This window comes from Acinetobacter sp. N1-1 (assembly GCF_056711485.1).
On the sequence record NZ_JBWXUO010000012.1, the window covers coordinates 238344 to 255447 of the forward strand.

18 protein-coding genes, 2 tRNA genes and 1 pseudogene are annotated in these 17104 nt (G+C 36.7%); 8 read left to right on the forward strand and 13 right to left on the reverse strand.

What is annotated here, in order from left to right; translation table 11 throughout:
- The first annotated feature begins 141 nt into the window (after positions 1-141).
- Together AC1MPL_RS01335 and AC1MPL_RS01340 are read left to right on the forward strand one after the other, a co-directional pair.
- Positions 142-1635 (forward strand): acetyl-CoA hydrolase/transferase family protein, encoded by a 1494-nt coding sequence (locus AC1MPL_RS01335; protein ID WP_479763618.1) that lies wholly within the window; start codon positions 142-144, stop codon positions 1633-1635.
- A 68-nt stretch (positions 1636-1703) separates the two neighbouring features.
- A complete protein-coding gene (locus AC1MPL_RS01340; RefSeq protein WP_479763620.1) occupies positions 1704-2123 on the forward strand; it encodes a GNAT family acetyltransferase in 420 nt (139 codons plus the stop codon).
- 3 nt (positions 2124-2126) lie between these two features.
- On the opposite strand, the gene AC1MPL_RS01345 is transcribed toward AC1MPL_RS01340, so the two are convergent.
- The 4 genes from AC1MPL_RS01345 to AC1MPL_RS01360 all read right to left on the reverse strand — a co-directional run bounded on the left by AC1MPL_RS01345 (position 2127) and on the right by AC1MPL_RS01360 (position 4426).
- Entirely contained in the window at positions 2127-3470 is a 1344-nt protein-coding gene (locus tag AC1MPL_RS01345; RefSeq protein ID WP_479763622.1) for an Nramp family divalent metal transporter, read from the reverse strand.
- Positions 3471-3654: 184 nt separating this feature from the next.
- Positions 3655-3730: transfer RNA gene (locus tag AC1MPL_RS01350), tRNA-Phe, on the reverse strand.
- A 125-nt stretch (positions 3731-3855) separates the two neighbouring features.
- Positions 3856-3931: transfer RNA gene (locus AC1MPL_RS01355), tRNA-Phe, on the reverse strand.
- A 99-nt stretch (positions 3932-4030) separates the two neighbouring features.
- Entirely contained in the window at positions 4031-4426 is a 396-nt protein-coding gene (locus tag AC1MPL_RS01360; protein WP_479763624.1) for a GNAT family N-acetyltransferase, read from the reverse strand.
- 86 nt (positions 4427-4512) lie between these two features.
- On the opposite strand from AC1MPL_RS01360, the gene hisB reads away from it, so the two are divergent.
- The 5 genes from hisB (at position 4513) to hisA (ending at position 8001) form a co-directional block, all read left to right on the forward strand.
- Positions 4513-5106, forward strand: a complete 594-nt coding sequence (gene hisB / locus AC1MPL_RS01365; protein ID WP_023273095.1) for an imidazoleglycerol-phosphate dehydratase HisB — start codon at positions 4513-4515, stop codon at positions 5104-5106.
- Positions 5107-5724 (forward strand): imidazole glycerol phosphate synthase subunit HisH, encoded by a 618-nt coding sequence (gene hisH / locus AC1MPL_RS01370; protein WP_479763626.1) that lies wholly within the window; start codon positions 5107-5109, stop codon positions 5722-5724.
- A gap of 90 nt (positions 5725-5814) precedes the next feature.
- The gene (locus AC1MPL_RS01375; protein ID WP_479763628.1) at positions 5815-6387 is read left to right on the forward strand and encodes a DUF805 domain-containing protein; all 573 of its coding nucleotides are present in this window, start codon (positions 5815-5817) and stop codon (positions 6385-6387) included.
- Between the two features lie 221 nt (positions 6388-6608).
- On the forward strand, positions 6609-7139 hold the full coding sequence (locus tag AC1MPL_RS01380) for a DUF805 domain-containing protein (protein ID WP_479763631.1): 531 nt from the start codon (positions 6609-6611) through the stop codon (positions 7137-7139).
- Positions 7140-7269: 130 nt separating this feature from the next.
- Entirely contained in the window at positions 7270-8001 is a 732-nt protein-coding gene (gene hisA, locus AC1MPL_RS01385; protein ID WP_479763635.1) for a 1-(5-phosphoribosyl)-5-[(5-phosphoribosylamino)methylideneamino]imidazole-4-carboxamide isomerase, read from the forward strand.
- 193 nt (positions 8002-8194) lie between these two features.
- Here the strand turns inward: hisA and AC1MPL_RS01390 are convergent.
- The 3 genes and pseudogenes from AC1MPL_RS01390 to AC1MPL_RS01400 all read right to left on the reverse strand — a co-directional run.
- Positions 8195-8447: pseudogene (locus tag AC1MPL_RS01390) on the reverse strand (DUF4870 family protein); the annotation flags it as partial.
- A gap of 11 nt (positions 8448-8458) precedes the next feature.
- Positions 8459-9079 (reverse strand): DUF1294 domain-containing protein, encoded by a 621-nt coding sequence (locus AC1MPL_RS01395; protein WP_479763637.1) that lies wholly within the window; start codon positions 9077-9079, stop codon positions 8459-8461.
- Between the two features lie 2 nt (positions 9080-9081).
- Complete coding sequence (locus AC1MPL_RS01400) at positions 9082-10038, reverse strand: homoserine kinase (protein WP_479763639.1); 957 nt, start codon at positions 10036-10038, stop codon at positions 9082-9084.
- Positions 10039-10141: 103 nt separating this feature from the next.
- On the opposite strand from AC1MPL_RS01400, the gene hisF reads away from it, so the two are divergent.
- A complete protein-coding gene (gene hisF / locus AC1MPL_RS01405; RefSeq protein ID WP_237415084.1) occupies positions 10142-10900 on the forward strand; it encodes an imidazole glycerol phosphate synthase subunit HisF in 759 nt (252 codons plus the stop codon).
- A 37-nt stretch (positions 10901-10937) separates the two neighbouring features.
- On the opposite strand, the gene AC1MPL_RS01410 is transcribed toward hisF, so the two are convergent.
- Genes AC1MPL_RS01410 through AC1MPL_RS01435 form a run of 6 tightly spaced genes read right to left on the reverse strand, consistent with a single transcriptional unit; the run spans position 10938 to position 17056 of the window.
- Positions 10938-11687, reverse strand: coding sequence for a CDP-diacylglycerol diphosphatase (locus tag AC1MPL_RS01410; RefSeq protein ID WP_479763641.1), 750 nt, complete (start codon positions 11685-11687; stop codon positions 10938-10940).
- A 3-nt stretch (positions 11688-11690) separates the two neighbouring features.
- Entirely contained in the window at positions 11691-12944 is a 1254-nt protein-coding gene (locus AC1MPL_RS01415; protein WP_479763643.1) for a phospholipase D-like domain-containing protein, read from the reverse strand.
- Positions 12937-13557, reverse strand: coding sequence for a MotA/TolQ/ExbB proton channel family protein (locus AC1MPL_RS01420; protein ID WP_479763644.1), 621 nt, complete (start codon positions 13555-13557; stop codon positions 12937-12939). Before AC1MPL_RS01420 ends, AC1MPL_RS01415 begins: the two co-directional genes overlap by 8 nt.
- A gap of 15 nt (positions 13558-13572) precedes the next feature.
- Positions 13573-15804: a TonB-dependent receptor family protein gene (locus AC1MPL_RS01425; protein ID WP_479763645.1), complete on the reverse strand. Its 2232-nt coding sequence runs from the start codon at positions 15802-15804 to the stop codon at positions 13573-13575.
- A 26-nt stretch (positions 15805-15830) separates the two neighbouring features.
- Positions 15831-16649, reverse strand: coding sequence for an energy transducer TonB family protein (locus tag AC1MPL_RS01430; RefSeq protein ID WP_479763646.1), 819 nt, complete (start codon positions 16647-16649; stop codon positions 15831-15833).
- Positions 16650-16651: 2 nt separating this feature from the next.
- Complete coding sequence (locus tag AC1MPL_RS01435) at positions 16652-17056, reverse strand: ExbD/TolR family protein (protein WP_479763647.1); 405 nt, start codon at positions 17054-17056, stop codon at positions 16652-16654.
- Positions 17057-17104 lie beyond the last annotated feature (48 nt).

The window sequence follows — 17104 nt, forward strand, 5'->3', positions numbered from 1 at the left end:
TCATACTTTTAATAAATATTAATATTTTTAATACTAATATTTATTCTAGACTCTTAGACCTTAGACTAAGCTATTAGCAAATACTTATGTAGCAGAGTAGAATCTTGGCTACAGGAAAAAATAATGTTTGAAGGGATTAACATGTCATCTAACTATATTCGTTTTTCAGCACTTCAAGAACGTGTGATTTCAGCCGAAGAGGCAGCCTCATTTATTCAAGATGGAATGATTATTGGCATGAGTGGCTTTACTCGAGCAGGTGAAGCCAAAGCAATACCTCTAGCACTGACTAGCCAAGAGAGAAAATCACCACTACAAATTACACTCGTCACGGGTGCGAGTTTAGGTAATGATCTTGATAAAAAGCTTACAGAAAAAGGCATACTAGCTCGGCGTATGCCTTTTCAGGTAGACAATACATTAAGAAAAGCCATCAATCATGCAGAAGTTATGTTTATTGACCAACATTTGTCAGAAACTGTCGAACAAATGCGTAACTTCACCTTAAAACGCCCCGATATTGCTATTGTTGAAGCGGTTGCAATTTCTGAAGATGGTTTTATTATTCCCACAACATCTGTAGGGAACTCAGCAAGTTTTATTGAGTTAGCAGATAAAATTCTAATTGAGATTAATACCTCGGTGAATCCTGATTTTGAAGGCACTCATGACGTTTATATTCCAGAAAAACGTCCAAACCGCTCACCTATTCCACTCATTCATGTAGATGACCGCATTGGAACAAAAGGAATTCCATTTGACCCTGAAAAAGTATTAGGTATTGTATTTAATGATCTACCTGACTCCCCATCTACAGTGACCGATCCTGATACGGAAACACAAGCAATTGCAGATCATCTTATTAATTTTTTTGAAAATGAAGTAAAAACAGGTCATCTACCCAAAAATCTTGCTCCTTTGCAAGCAGGTATCGGATCTATTGCAAATGCTGTTCTTACAGGTTTTAAAGATGCTCCATTTGAAAATTTAGTCATGTACTCTGAGGTATTACAAGACAGTACCTTTGAACTTATAGATGCAGGTAAAATGGCTTTTGCTTCGGGTTGTTCAATTACGCTCTCTAAAAAATGTAGTGACCGTGTATTTAACAATCTCGACAAATATAAAGATAAATTTGTACTACGCCCACAAGAAATTTCCAACCATCCTGAAATTATACGGAGGCTTGGTATTATTAGTATCAATACAGCTCTTGAATTTGACATTTATGGTAATGTAAATTCAACACATGTCGGTGGTACAAAAATGATGAATGGTATTGGTGGCTCTGGAGATTTTGCAAGAAATGCACATTTGGCTATTTTTGTGACCAAATCCATTGCAAAAGGTGGTGCTATCTCATCTGTTGTGCCTATGGTTAGCCATGTCGACCATACAGAGCACGACACAGATATTCTAGTGACCGAACAAGGGCTTGCAGATTTAAGGGGGCTCGCACCAAGAGAAAGAGCCAAAGTAATTATTGAAAACTGTGTTCACCCTGACTACAAAAATGCTGTTGCTGACTATTTTGAACGTGCATGTGCAAAAGGTGGCCATACACCGCACTTACTTAAAGAAGCGATTGAATGGCATACCAATTTTGAAGAATATGGGACAATGCAACCCAATTAAATTAATGATAAAACCGCTGTAAATAGCGGTTTTTTTTCAAATATATGTATACCGTGATCTGAAAACTTATGTTTATCATTAGACCTATTGAAAATAAAGATATAGATACCGTCGTTGAACTCTGGGAAAGTTGTAATATCACTCGTCCATGGAATCATCCTGAAACTGATATTTTTAGAAAAATGAACCAAAAAGATGACCTCTTTTTAGTTGCCGACAAAGACAACCGAGTCATTGCATCTATCATGGGTGGCTACGATGGTCATCGAGGTTGGATTCATTATCTTGCTGTTCAACCTGAATATCAACGTTTAGGTATTGCAACCGCACTTATGCAAAACATAGAAAAACGTTTAATTGCAATTGGTTGCCCAAAAGTACAACTTATGGTTAGACCTGAAAATACATCTGCAATTCAATTTTATGAAGAATTAGATTTTGAAGAAATTGAAGGCGTCTGCCTTGGCAAACGCCTCATTCAAGACTAAAGCTTAACTAAATAGCTTCTTAGCAGTTTCAATAATCAATTGAATATTCAAACCAATTAATAGTGTTGTTGATAAAACCCCTAATGCAATTGTCAACTTAGAGTTCACAAATTCGCCCATCCACTTCTTATTAGATGTAATCCAAATAAGTGGAATCATTGAAGCTGGCAAAGCAATACTTAAAAATACCTGTGAATAAATAAGTAATCCTTCAATAACGTCCTCACGATCCCCCCAAAAATAAATCGCAAAAATAATTGGTAGTGTTGCCAAAGCACGAGTAATAAAACGGCGTAACCATGCAGGCACTTTTAAATGAATAAATCCCTCCATGACAATTTGACCAGTTAAGGTTCCTGTAATTGTTGAGTTTTGGCCTGATGCAAGTAATGCAACAGCAAATAAAGTTGCCAATAAACCACTAGCAATACTTCCCACAATCGCAGGACTCTCTAAGGCATGGTATAGCTGAGAAAAACGCCCAAGCTGTTCTGGATCATGCCCAAAAAACAAAGATGCGCCTAAAATAAGTAATAAGCAATTAATAATAAAAGAAAATGTTAACTGTAAATTTGAATCAAAAATTGAAAATCTAATTGCGTCTCTAATTCCCTCTTTTGTATTACGGGCGTATTGACGTGATTGAACCAAAGATGAATGCAAATATAAATTATGTGGCATCACTGTTGCACCAACAATTCCTAAAGCAATGACTAATGCAGAATCTTGACCTGATAAAGATGCCGTAAATATTTCTTTTTGCGGAATGAATCCACGTATAATATCCCCCATCTGGGGTGATGCTAGTATAACTTCATAAGAAAAGATAAGAAAAATTGTCAGAATAAGCGTAAAAACAAAAGCTTCAATTTTACGTAATCCAAACGACATACAAAGCAGCAGTAAGAAAACATCCAATAATGTTAGCAAAACACCCAACATCAGTGGCATACCAAAGAGTAAGTTAAGGGCAATTGCTGTTCCAATGACTTCAGCAACATCTGTTGCCATAATCGCAAGCTCAGCAATTACCCATAAAATAAAAGACCCTTTTTTACCTGCTAAAGTTCTCGTTGCCTGTGCTAAGTCCATACCTGTAACAATACCAAGTTTGCTACACATCGCTTGTAATAACATTGCAATCAGGCTAGATAGTAAAATTACTGATAGCAAAAGATAGCCATAAAGTGCTCCACCCTGAATAGAAGTAATCCAATTCCCAGGATCCATATAACCAACAGCAACAAGTGCACCTGGCCCTGAAAATGCAAATAACTTCCGAAAAAAAGATGCATTTGAGCTGGGTATAGGTACTGTATTATTGACTTCTTGAAGACTTTTAGCCATTTTTTCGCGCATTCTCACCAATACCTTATATATACCCATTAATATATTTGAAAATGATTATCATTTAAATATTCTTCTTATATTTATCTTATTATATTGGTAAGTTTTTAACGATTATGACTATTTATAATTACAATAAGCATAAAAAAAGCCCCAGATAATAATATCTAGGGCTTTTTGAATATGGTGGCGTGAGGCAGGATCGAACTGCCGACACACGGATTTTCAATCCGTTGCTCTACCTACTGAGCTATCGCGCCGATGTGGTGTATTAAGCCTGAAATCTTAGACTGAGTCAACAACAAATTATTAGTATTTCAAACGATTGGACAATGTTTAGGCAAAAAAAATCCCTGATGGGATCAGGGATTGAAAACACAAATTTTGGTGGCGTGAGGCAGGATCGAACTGCCGACACACGGATTTTCAATCCGTTGCTCTACCTACTGAGCTATCGCGCCAATGTGGTGCGTATTAAACAACTTAACCTTTCACCTGTCAAGACTTTATTTAATTATTTCTCTATGTACATACGACTTATGCAAAAAAGCTATATCGCTTTATATTATTTGATCAAGACTGTGTAATATTTTATGTATGGCACCACACCCGGGTATAAATATGGTTGCCTTATTATGGAGTTTCTCCATACGACAAACCTCCGAAATAAGCTTTTGAGCAATACCTTGGCCTCTATTTGACGGATCTACAACAATGTATTGCAGCCGACTTTCGACTGTTATAGTTTCTTTCCTTCTAAAACACCAAATAGCAGCAATAATTTTAGTATTCAACTCTGCTGTATATAATAATGTTTGAGCACCTATCTCTTTTTTTAACTGTTGTATAGCATCTAGACCACTCACAAACTCAGGACTAGTCATATAAAGTCTTTCGAGTTCTACATCTATTTCTTTATTTTCTAAAGAAGAATAAGCATGAATTGTGATAGGCATTGATTAACCCTCCTGAGCAATCTAATATTGCTATAGTAAATATAGCCATTGTTATTAAAACCAGCCATTTATTAAGGAATGTGTCCATGACTCAACGTATCAGTGAAGTAGTGAGAAACACTAACGAAACCAAAATTCGCGTTCGTGTAAACCTCGATGGTACAGGTCAAGGAACATTAAATACTGGCGTTCCTTTTCTAGATCATATGATCGATCAAATCAAGCGACATGGTCTATTTGATATAGATATACATTGTGATGGTGATCTTGAAATTGATGACCACCATACAGTAGAAGACTGCGGTATTACACTTGGACAAGCTTTTGCTCAAGCGCTTGGCGATAAAAAAGGTATCCGTCGCTATGGGCACTTCTATGCACCACTCGATGAATCTCTTTCTCGTGTTGTAGTAGATATTTCAGGGCGTCCGGGATTATTTATGGACATTCCTTTTACACGTGCACGTATTGGAACATTTGATGTAGATTTGTTCTCAGAGTTCTTCCAAGGATTTGTAAATCATGCATTGATGACACTGCATATTGACAATCTAAAAGGTAAAAATAGCCATCATCAAATTGAAAGTACATTCAAAGCATTTGCACGTGCTTTACGCATGGCATGTGAACAAGACCCACGTGCCGCAGGTACAATTGCATCAACAAAAGGAAGCTTATAAATGACACGTATTGCTCTTCTAGACTATGGTATGGGTAACCTCCACTCTGCGGCAAAGGCTTTAGAGCATGTAGGTGCAAAGGTTGATGTAACCAATGATCCAAAACTTATTGCGCAAGCTGACAAAATTGTTTTTCCTGGTGTTGGTGCAATGCGTGACTGTATTTTAGGTATGCAAGATGCAGGAATTGATGAAGTCATTAAACATGCTGCTTTTAATAAACCTGTTTTAGCTATTTGTGTGGGTATGCAAGCACTTTTACAACAGTCAGAAGAAAATGGCGGTAGCGATGCACTTGGTATCTTTGAAGGAACTGTAAAACGCTTTCCTGATATCGATCAGCTTAAAGTACCGCATATGGGTTGGAATCAAGTGCATCAAACACAACCAGACCACCCAATGTGGAAAGATATTGCGCAAGACTCTCGTTTCTACTTTGTACATAGTTTTTATGTTGAACCCAAAGAAACTGCAAATGTTGCTGCAACGTGTCATTATGGTTTAGATTTTTGTGCGGCAATTCATAAAGAAAATTTATTTGCGACACAATTCCACCCTGAAAAGAGCCACACAGCAGGCTTACAACTACTCAAAAACTTTGTAGAGTGGAATATCTAAATTCTACTGAAGGGGTCAAAGCTATTTGACCTCTTTTATTTTATAAAAAATATCACATATAATTAAAAAAACACTTTAGAGATAATAAAAATGAACTCACCTTTTTCAGAAACACCACCACCTTTAGCACCACAACAGCAACCCAACGTTTTTAGTGCGCAAGGCCGTATGGGTAGACTTTCTTTTGCTGCTTGGAATGGTCTAATTTCATTATTTCTCGCTATAGCCATTGGTTCTCTTGCCCTTACCAACAATATTTCTTTGGCAAATACCTCCCAATATCCTTTAGTGTCTTCAATTATTATTTTAATTATATATATTGCCTACATTTATTTTTCTTTTGTTTTTACTATAAAGCGCGTACACGACTGTAACCAAAGCGGTTGGATGTCTTTACTTAGCTTAATTCCTGTTATTAATTTCTTTTTTTCAATTTACCTTTATTGTGCAGTTGGACACGTTCAAACAAATGACTATGGTATGCCACGTCATACACCTACGTGGGAAAAAATAGTAGGTTGGCTTTATATTTTAGTGATACCACTTGTAATTATAGGTATTATAGCCGCGCTGTTACTTGCACCAGATACAGCAACATCACAGTTTTACCAAAATACCTTTTTTAGTGAAATTTCAAACATGGCATCCTCTACACATCAATGAAGATAAGATGCTAAATTAATTTAAGAGATACACTTTTATATCAATAAAAACTTCTCAAGAATTTTATAGCGTAGAGTATTTACAAACATTTTTATAGCCTAAAGTAGTTTTTAGTCTGTAACTTCAAACCATAATATTATAATTTTTATTTAGAATAAATTTGTAATAAATATATTATATGATTTAGTATAATAACACACAAACATTTGATTAAAAGAATTATGCAAACTATTTCTGAAAGTAAAAACAACCTTTCTCCAAGTATTTTTTCACCTAAAGGACGTATTGGACGATTATCATTTTTAGCAGGGCATATTATTATATTATTAATTATATTAATTTTAGGATTTGCTATCGGATTTATCGGCTTATCATTCAATGAAGGTATAATTGGCTATATAGTTCTAGGGGCTATTTATATCATATTTATATCTTTCACATATATTCTGACAATTAAAAGATTACATGATAGAAATAAAAGTGGTTGGATGGCTTTATTAAGTTTAATACCAATCATTAATGCTGTATTTTTTATTTATTTAATCTGTGCAAAAGGAGATAAAGAATCTAATAACTATGGCTGTCAAAGAGAAACACCTTTGGTAGAGAAGGTCTTAGGCTGGATTTATATTGCAATTTTACCTATTTTTATTGGAATATTCATAATCACATCTATTGGTGCATACCAACGTTATGTAGAAAAAGCTAAATTTGTTCAACAACAAAGTATTATTCATCAAAACTCTCCATAAATACCTAATCTCTTTTTAGAGTTTAAAGAAAAAGATCATTTATAAATATTACGGTCTACTATATTTAGTGAAAATATAAGCAATATTTTGGTAAGATCAAATTTTATATTTTATACTTAGGGAAAAAACTGTGCTAATCATTCCTGCAATTGACCTCAAAGATGGAAAGTGTGTTCGACTCAAACAAGGGCGTATGGAAGACGATACCGTTTTTTCTGATGATCCTGTAGCAACAGCAACACATTGGGTAAATGAAGGCGCACGTCGTCTCCATCTTGTTGACTTAAACGGTGCTTTTGCAGGTACACCTATTCATAAAAATGTTGTCGAAGCCATTGCAAAGGCGCACCCTGAGCTTCCTATTCAAATAGGGGGTGGTATTCGCTCTTTAGAAACTATTGAACACTACTTAGAAGCTGGCGTATCTTTTGCCATTATTGGTACAAAAGCTGCAAAAGATCCTGAATTTGTCGAAGAAGCTTGTAAACGATTTGCTGGACATATTATTGTTGGTATCGATGCAAAAGAAGGTTATGTTGCTACTGATGGCTGGGCAAATGTACTCGATGTAAAAGCAACTGATTTAGCTAAACGCTTTGCTGATGCAGGTGTTTCAAGCATTGTATACACTGATATTGCACGTGATGGCATGATGCAGGGTGTAAACATCGAACAAACTGTTTCTCTTGCAGATTACTGCGGTATCCCTGTTATTGCTTCAGGGGGCGTAACTAACTTAGATGATGTACGTCAGTTAAAAGGTCAGCGTGGTATTTTAGGTGCGATTACAGGTCGTGCAATTTACGAAGGCTCACTCAACTTACGTGAAGCTCAAGTAATTCTCGATGAGAATAAACTCTAAATCTACTCAATAAAAAAGAGGTCTAATGACCTCTTTTTTATTTAGGAAATGGCTTGATTATCATTCAAAACAATTAACCCTTTTATGGCTCTATAAATAATCCATATCCATGCAATAACCACAACAGCAATCCAAATAACTAGACCTATAGATGTAAATGCAAGATCAGTCCCTTCTAAAGGTTGAGTTATATCATTGGTTGTAAATAGAAATACAAAAAGTGGAACGCCGCCCAAAATATTCCATAACAAATACCACCATACCGTACGAATTTGCCAACCAAAATGGCTTTCAAAAATTGTACCTTTTACATCGCTACGCTTTACATAGTTAATAATAAGTGCAACGACTGCTAAAATTCCCGCAGAGAAAATGGCAGCAATATATAAAATATAAAGTACAAACGTAAGCGTTTTATCTGACTTAAACTGTGCATCAAATGACATATGTCCCTCTTCTATTGTTCTAATAAGATGAGCATACCTATAGTAAACAATATATTGAGTACAACCGTACAGAAGAAAATCTTTTTAAATGGTTGCTTTTGTGTTTTATGCCGAAACTTTTGTTGTGCAAACCATGCAAAAGACCAACCACCTAATATGGAAAGAAGATGCAATGTAAATTCAGGAATGCGCTGTAAGCCAAATTGTGCCGCATTTTTATCACGGCGATATGCAAAATAAGTCAGTGCATTTACCAAGATTAACCACAAGAAATAAAAGTGTGGCAACTTCCCAAGATTTAATAGAATAAAAATTATCAACCAATAGAGAATAATTCCTATAGTCATTTTATCTAAATTCGAGTTTTGCTTAGAAAATGATTCAATCCGTGTATCAATTTTTTTCTGGGTTTGGGAGGCTTTTAAGTATATAACATCTTTTGCACGGATACGCCCATCACTATCGACAGCAACAGCATAATCCAATGCACATCCAACCAAAGGCCGTGGTCCTTTTTTTGCAAAGTCTTGAATATGCAAAAACACCTTATGTTCTTTATGGTGGTCTGACTGAATAAAGCCATAGCCTTTTTCATCAAACCATTCAACCAAACGACCTTGATCTCTTTTCATTTTTACAACTCAGTCACATGTGCTAAACGTTCAACCAGCATTGCATGCATTTGAGCAGGGTCTTTTTGGAAAACATCATCTCCCCCACGCCCTTCTAAACGGTTTAGCCGCGCAACATTTAAACGTAGTAACCAAAAACGACATGCCATCATGGCTAAATAGATATTCATACACATTCGTTCATCTTCAGTCAGTGTACGTACTTCTTCATAGGCAGCAAGGTAGGCCGCAACACGTGATTGATCTAAAGAAACATCAGGGTATTGCGTACAAAAGTCATTAATTGTAATTGCTATATCGAACAGTAACTCATCAAAGTTTAATTCAAAGAAATCTAAAATTCCTTGTAAATTATCTCCTTCAAATAAGGTGTTGTCACGAAATAGGTCTGAGTGAACCCAACCTTTTACACGATTTGGATATTTCTTTTGATACTGGGTAAAAATTTGATAAACACGCTCAAACAATGCAGCATCTTCTACAGACATTTCTTCTTTCTGTAGCATTTTCCCAATTTCTGTCCAATAGATATGTCCGCGACTATGGCTACGTTTAAGTGGAAAATCTTGCAATGCTACATGCAACTTTGCCTGCGCTGTTGCAATCTGCCCCACCTGCTCTACAGTCGCTTTTTCAGGATGCTCACCCCAAACGCGTGGTGCAATTTGTGCAGGCTTACCCACTAGGTAATGAATGGCTTTACCGCTATGCTCTAGTGGCGCGGCAACAGGTACACCATATTCTTCTAATTGCTTTAAAACAGGAACTAACTCACCCGCACTTTGTTCGGTTTCATTTTCAAAAACCGTTAAAACATATTGCGTCTCATCTTTACAAATAATAAAGTAGTTTGTGTTTTGAATACCACCTTGAATGGGAACAAGTGCAATAACATTTAAACCATAAGCCTGAGCGAACTGCTGGACTTCATCAACATTCAACGGTGTGTAAACAGACATAGCAAACCTGCGTGAAACAAAATAAGCTTGATAGAATACATGAAGTTGATCAAGTTTGTAGCCCTTCACGGGAACTTTATTTATAGACCATTGGACTACCATTATGCTTGCAAAACGAATCATCCCTTGTTTAGACGTAGATAACGGTCGTGTTGTTAAAGGCGTTCAGTTCTTAGACATTCGTGATGCAGGTGATCCTGTCGAAGTTGCAAAGCGTTATAACGAACAAGGTGCAGATGAAATTACCTTTTTGGATATTACAGCAACGCATCATGGTCGAGATACTACATATCGTACTGTAGAGCGTATGGCTTCTTCTGTATTTGTCCCGCTCACTGTAGGTGGTGGTGTACGTAAGGTTGAAGATATTCGTTCACTTTTAAATGCAGGTGCAGATAAAGTCAGTATTAACTCTGCTGCTGTATTTAACCCTGAGTTTGTACAAGAAGCCTCTTCACGCTTTGGTGCACAATGTATTGTTGCCGCAATTGATGCAAAGAAAGTTGCAGATAATAAATGGGAAATATTTACCCATGGCGGTCGTAAAGCAACAGGAATTGATGCCATTGATTGGGCTGTAAAAATGGCAGATTACGGCGCGGGTGAACTACTCATTACAAGTATGGATGCCGATGGCACAAAAGCAGGCTATGACATTGCGCTTATGCGTGCAATTAATGATCGTGTTTCTATTCCAACCATTGCATCGGGTGGCGTTGGTAACTTACAACATTTAGCAGATGGTATTTTACAAGGTGGTGCAGATGCTGTACTTGCTGCAAGTATTTTTCACTTTGGTCAACATACAATTCCTGAAGCAAAAGAATATCTTGCTGCACAAGGGATTGAAATGCGAGTTTAAAAATAAAATGCCATAATCTCAATTATGGCATCTTTACTTAACGTGTAACTTGACACTCAGTATCTTGTACTTCTTCAATCGAACCTAAATTCATTTCTAATACATTAAACTTCGTTGCAAGTAATATCGCCTCATTATTCTCCACTGAAACCATTGCTAAACCATAATCGCCCATTTCTGTCTTTGGCTGTGTTTTTACATATTGCCCTAGCTGTAAAAATGGACTTTGCCCATCTAAGTCAGATATCTTTATTTTTTTAGCAATATAAGTATGACCCAATATTTTATTTGGTAAAACAGACCATTGCTCACGGATATCTTTACGGTATTTTTGAAGTTCTGTATAAACATCAGCCTTTAAACATGATGAATGTATATGTAGTTGGTCTTGAGTACGACCATGCGAAGAATTCACAGAAAAAGAAAGATATTTCGGATCAATTTCTTTTTTATTTTGCTGATTCAAAATCTGTGCATTTATCCAAGCATCATAAAAATAGTTTGGTGTTTTGACATTCAATAGCTGAGCATCTTCAATACCTGTCACTTTATGCTTCGGTATAATTAAAGTTTGTACAGGTCCATGCATATCTCGCAATACTACATAGCCCTCTTGTTTATTAATCACAAGACAGTCACTTTTCACATCTTGGCTTGTACCACAACGCTCATTTACAATATGCCAAAGTATGTTTCGCTTAGATGTCGGTTTAGAAACTTGCTGACACCCTATTAGACTTACACATGCAACAGCGAATATTGCATTAATCCATGTTTTATATTGCATCATTTACTCTTTTGCAGGATTCACTTTCATATACTGTTTTTGAATATTTATATCTTGCGCATACGGACTTTTCCAAAGTTGCTCGTATAGCATATCTAGACGACTTGCCATATGCTCATCATTCATTACAACCTCTAAATTGCGAGAATGATCAAAATATCCACCACTCCAATTCGATGTTCCGACCCATGCGGTATGATGGTCTATTGTCATATATTTACTATGTACAACGCGTGCAAAAGGAATAAAACCTTGCTTACTTTTGGGAATTGTCACAATTTTAATATGAATATTCGGCACAAGTGCCAAACTTTTCAACCATGATAAATCGGGCTCTTTTACATTCCAGTCAGCAACCATTAAATTAACCTTAACACCCCTTGCTGCCGCTGCACGTAAACTATCATCCATTAAAGGATAAAATTCTCTTTTCCCTTTAGTTTCGGTAAAACTGAGTGGAACATACTGCATCACTTGTATATTTATTTCCGATGCTGCTGTTGCCATCAATTTAGGGAAGGCATCCTCTGTTACATACGTTTCACTTGGAGTGACTTGCGCAGGGCTTGCGAGCAGATATGTACCATCATTTGGATTGAATAACGTTTGATGCTGAGAAAATTTATCTATCGGCTGTTGCTGAGCAAGCTGTGCTTGATTGTACCAATCAACATTAAAAATATGCTCAATTTGTTGAACAATTTTAGGTTGATGAATAACTAAACCTGTTTCATGGATATGCATTAATGCACGCCAATCAAAGTTTTGGCTACCTACAAAAGCCTGCTCATCATCTACAACAAAGTATTTTGCATGAATAATTCCATTTTCTATTTTAGAAAAGTCCATAATACGCAGTTCTAAATTAGGAATTGCTTTAATTTGTTCAATGGTCGCAGGATTAGATATACCAACCCCTTTTTGATCAAGTAAGAATCGAATTTTTACACCACGCTTTCCTGCCTGACGCAATATATCTAGTACTCGATCTAAACTAGAATTTGGTTGGTTATAAACATAAAACTGTGCAATATCTATAGTCTTTTTTGCAGAAGAAAACATCTCCTCCCAGACAGGTGCAGCACTGCGTAAATCATCATTCGGCAATTGTGTTTCTAAAGGTGTATTTACAACAAGCTCCATACCATCAGACTCAATTTTTGCATGGCTCATCTGTGCAATAAGCATAGAAAAAAGACTAAAAAAGCCCAAATGACAAAGTCGTTTGAGCTTTTGTGGTTGATGCTGGTTAAGCATAGCGCTTATCACTAACAACTTCAGGCTTTGCCATTTTTTTCTCTTTACTAACTTGAATCAGTAAGATCTTAGAAAGCTCGTTAATTTTTTCCATACGACTTCCTAGAAAGTTATTTGCAATTAATGCAATTAATGCAATCGCAATACCTAGTCCTGTCGCATATAGTGCTGTACCCATACCACCCGATACTTTACTTGCATCTGATGTACCCGATGCAGCCAATGCATGGAATGTATCAACAATACCAAGAATTGTACCAAGAAGCCCCAATAAAGGTGCCGCAGTAACAATCGTTTCTAAAATCCAAATCCCTTTATTTAATGCACCCTTACTTTGTATGTACTGTTGCTCAACCATATCTGACTTTTCATTTTCAGAAGAGAAATGTGCTGTCAGTAAAGGTTGAATTAAAGCATATGCAGGATTCTTATCTTTTTTCTCAACATGTTGTTCATCAATTTTTGCATCGCGTTGTAGCTGTTCATTCAATTTCTTGCTCTGTTTCAATGTCCAAGAAAAATAAATTACTCGCTCAATAAAGATGACAGCCAATAAAACTAAAGAGGCGTACATCACGTAAAAAATAAGATTATGGATCAATTCAGCATTCATTTTTAAGTCGCCTTTTTACATTTTTGCAGATAAAGAAATTACAAACGTACGCTCTTCACCAATAATATATTGCGGCGATGAACCTTTAGCTTGTCCGATAGTTTTAGAGTTTTGTTTTACAGATTTTGCCGATGCTAAATATTCTTTATCAAACAAGTTATTTACACCAACACTAAGCGTTGCTTCTTTAATGAATTTCTTATCAACGGGTAAATGTACACCTGCCGAGAAGTCAAATACAGTACGACCTGCGATTTTTTCATCGTTAGTCATATCACCATAAAATGGACCTGTATAGTTTCCTTTAAAGTCCCATGTCCAACGGCTATCATCATAACCAAGACCTGCGGTAAGCACATTTTTTGAGGTATTCGGAGATTGTTTACCTTTCGTTGGCAAAACAACACCTTTACTAATCACATTGTCTTTCTGTTCAGAGTCTGTATAACTGTATGATGTATAGTAATTTAAGTTATACGGTAACTTTCCACTCCATTCTAACTCTAAGCCACGTGTATCAACTGTTCCACCATTAATCATAATATCGTCCCCGCCTCCATTTTGGCTCGAAAGCTGACGATTTTTATAATGCAAATTAAATATAGTTGCGCTCACTAACATTTTATCTGTTTGATAACGCCAACCTAATTCATTATTTAGACTAATTTCTGGTTTGAGGCTTAAAGAGTCATCTGCGTTATACAAAACATAGTTCTGTGGCGCACGCATATTTTTCGAAATATTATAGAAGAACTGGTTCTGCTCATTAAGCTGATACTTTGCGCTAAAGTTTGGTAAAAGCTCATCATACTTTGCATGTTTTTGATATGCTGTTGTTGACAAGCTACCTCTATTTTCACCCTTACGCTCTACACTTTCCCAAGCTAAGCCACCTGCTAATGTTACCTTTGGAGAAACATACCAAGTATCTTGTAGCCAAATACGCTGTGCAGGTGTGACCGTAAACTGATTACGCCCTTGTACAACATTTCCTTTTGCGTCTACAACTTGATTTGATTCTGCCCAGACATCTGTTGGTACACCATTATTTGCGTAGATGTATGGTTGTGTTTGCAACTGACGAGCACGCTCATACCAATAACCTGCCGAAATGCTATGTGCATCTGTCACATCCCATTTTACTTTTGCAGTAATACCTGGGCGCCATGTAGTTGTCATCGATGGTCGATAATATGATCCTGAACTTGTTAAATTACTTAAATCATATACATTCGATTTATTCGATGATTGAGATAAAGTACTCGATCCAACTGCACCACCACCGTTACCCCAATAGTAGTATGGCTGAATGGTTGCTTTAAGGCGGTCACTTAAAACTAGGTCTTGTGTAAATGAAATATTTAAATTTTCAAATGGATTACGTGCATATTGATAATATTTTGAACTATTAGGATTAGATGAATAATCTGCTTTATGTCCAGTTGTACCATCAACCGTTGGTGCCGCATCATAATCAGCTTTCGTAACAGTATTATATTGGTAATTATTTTGCTTGTTATATTTAATAATTAAGCTACTTGTATTGCCATTATCTGCTTGATAAAAAGCATTGGCTTCAACTTTATTGCCTTCAAGATTACCAAGACCTTTCCACTTATCTGCTTCAGTATGAGATGCAGATAACCATGCGCTAAAATTCCCAATTTTGCCAGTTTCTAAACGTGCAAAGCTTTTTCTTAAGTTATTACTACCAAACTTTTGCTCTACAAATACACCAGCATCACGATCTGGACGTTTCGTGACTAAACCAATATTACCGCCACTTGAACCAATATGTGGACCATCTGCTTCAGATGAACCTTGGGTCACAAAAACTTGACCTACATTCTCAGAGTCACCTAGTAGGTTTGGATAAACTGCATAATTCCCTGAATCATTAAGTGGAATACCATCTGCAGATAAACCAATTTGGTCTGCTCCCATTCCTCGCATGGTATAGTTCAAGCCACTAATACCTGTTGAGTCATTGCTCGCCATTTGCAAACCAGGAACATTGGCAATTTTATCTAGCGCATTACCTGCACTTGGATTATTGTTCATAGCTTCTGCTGTAACTACAGAACGTGCTTTTGGTGTATCTTCCTGAACCATTAAGCCACCACCAAGTGACTGACCTTTTACACTGACTGTTCCAACATTGACCGCATCACTTTCGGCGTGTGCTGTTACTGACATTAAAATGGATACAATAGAAACAGATAAAAGCTTCTTTTCAAACATTTTCATAAATTATTTCCCTAACGCAGACAACATCAAGGTGCGCTATAGTTTAATGTGGCAATAAATTTTTTCTGACTTTCTCCTGCAAAAGCCTCTGCAGGAAATGGCTCAACTTGTTTAATATTTTGCAAACTTGATAAAGCAGCTCGGTTCAACAACATGCTTTTAGACTTTTCTGAAATTCCTGAATCAAGAACCTTCCCTGAACGGTCAACTTGCAACCACACCACAACATTTCCTTCGGGACGATCTAAAGAAGCCTCTCTACCTGTTGGATAACGCTTCTGTTCTTCAACTGCCGTACGCACTTGTTTTAAATACCCTGCTTCAACTGAAGGATTTCCCGCTGCATGTTCAGCAGGTGGCGTTGGTTTTGGTTTTTCTACTACAGGCTCAACTTTTGGTTTTTCTACAACATCCGTTTTAGGTGCTTCAACTTTTGGTGCTTCTTCCTTTTGTGAAACTTCTGGTATTGGTTTTTCAACCTTAGGTTCAGGTTTTGGCTCAACCTTTTTCACTTTTTGTTCAGGTTTTGGCTTGATTGGTACAGGTTTTGGCTTAGGTTGCTCCGCCTTCACTTTTGGTTTTGGTTTAACCTGTTCAATTGCATCCTCTGCTGGAACTTCTGGTTCTGGAGCAGGCTCTGGTTCAGGCTGTACCTGAGGCTCAATTACTTTAGGCGTAGGCTCAGGAGCAGGCTCTGCTAACGATATTTCTATTGTTTTTTCATCATATTTGGGCTGAACTTTCAACGCGTCAGGCTGAGCTAAAAAAAGTAAATATGCCCCCATAAAAACGGCGGGACACCAGCTTAAAATATGTCTATTGTGGTAAATAAAGTATGTACTCATACTTAAATTTTCCGTGCTGCTAAAGACACCGAAGTAAAACCATCAGCGCGTAAACGATCCATGACTTGAACAAGTTGCTCTACTGCAACACCCTTGTCACTATTAATAATAATTGAAAGGTTTTGTCCTTGTTGTTTTTGACCTTTTAAATTCTGCAATAATTGGTCTATTGTTAATTTTTGACCATCAAGCTGAATTGTATCGGGTAATAATGTCACAATTGCTTTAGTTTGTGGTTTTAGAGCTTGAGATGTTGTCGCTGAAGGCAGCTGTGTTTTCAATCCTTGCGAGGGAATAACATTCAAACTAATCAATACAAAAAAAACTAATAAAAACATCATGACGTCAATCATGGGAATGAGTTCTATATGTGGTTTTGCTTTTTTAGATTCACTCCAACTACGCATGAAATAAATACCTCACCATTCGATGCACGGAATGGTATAAGCAAATTA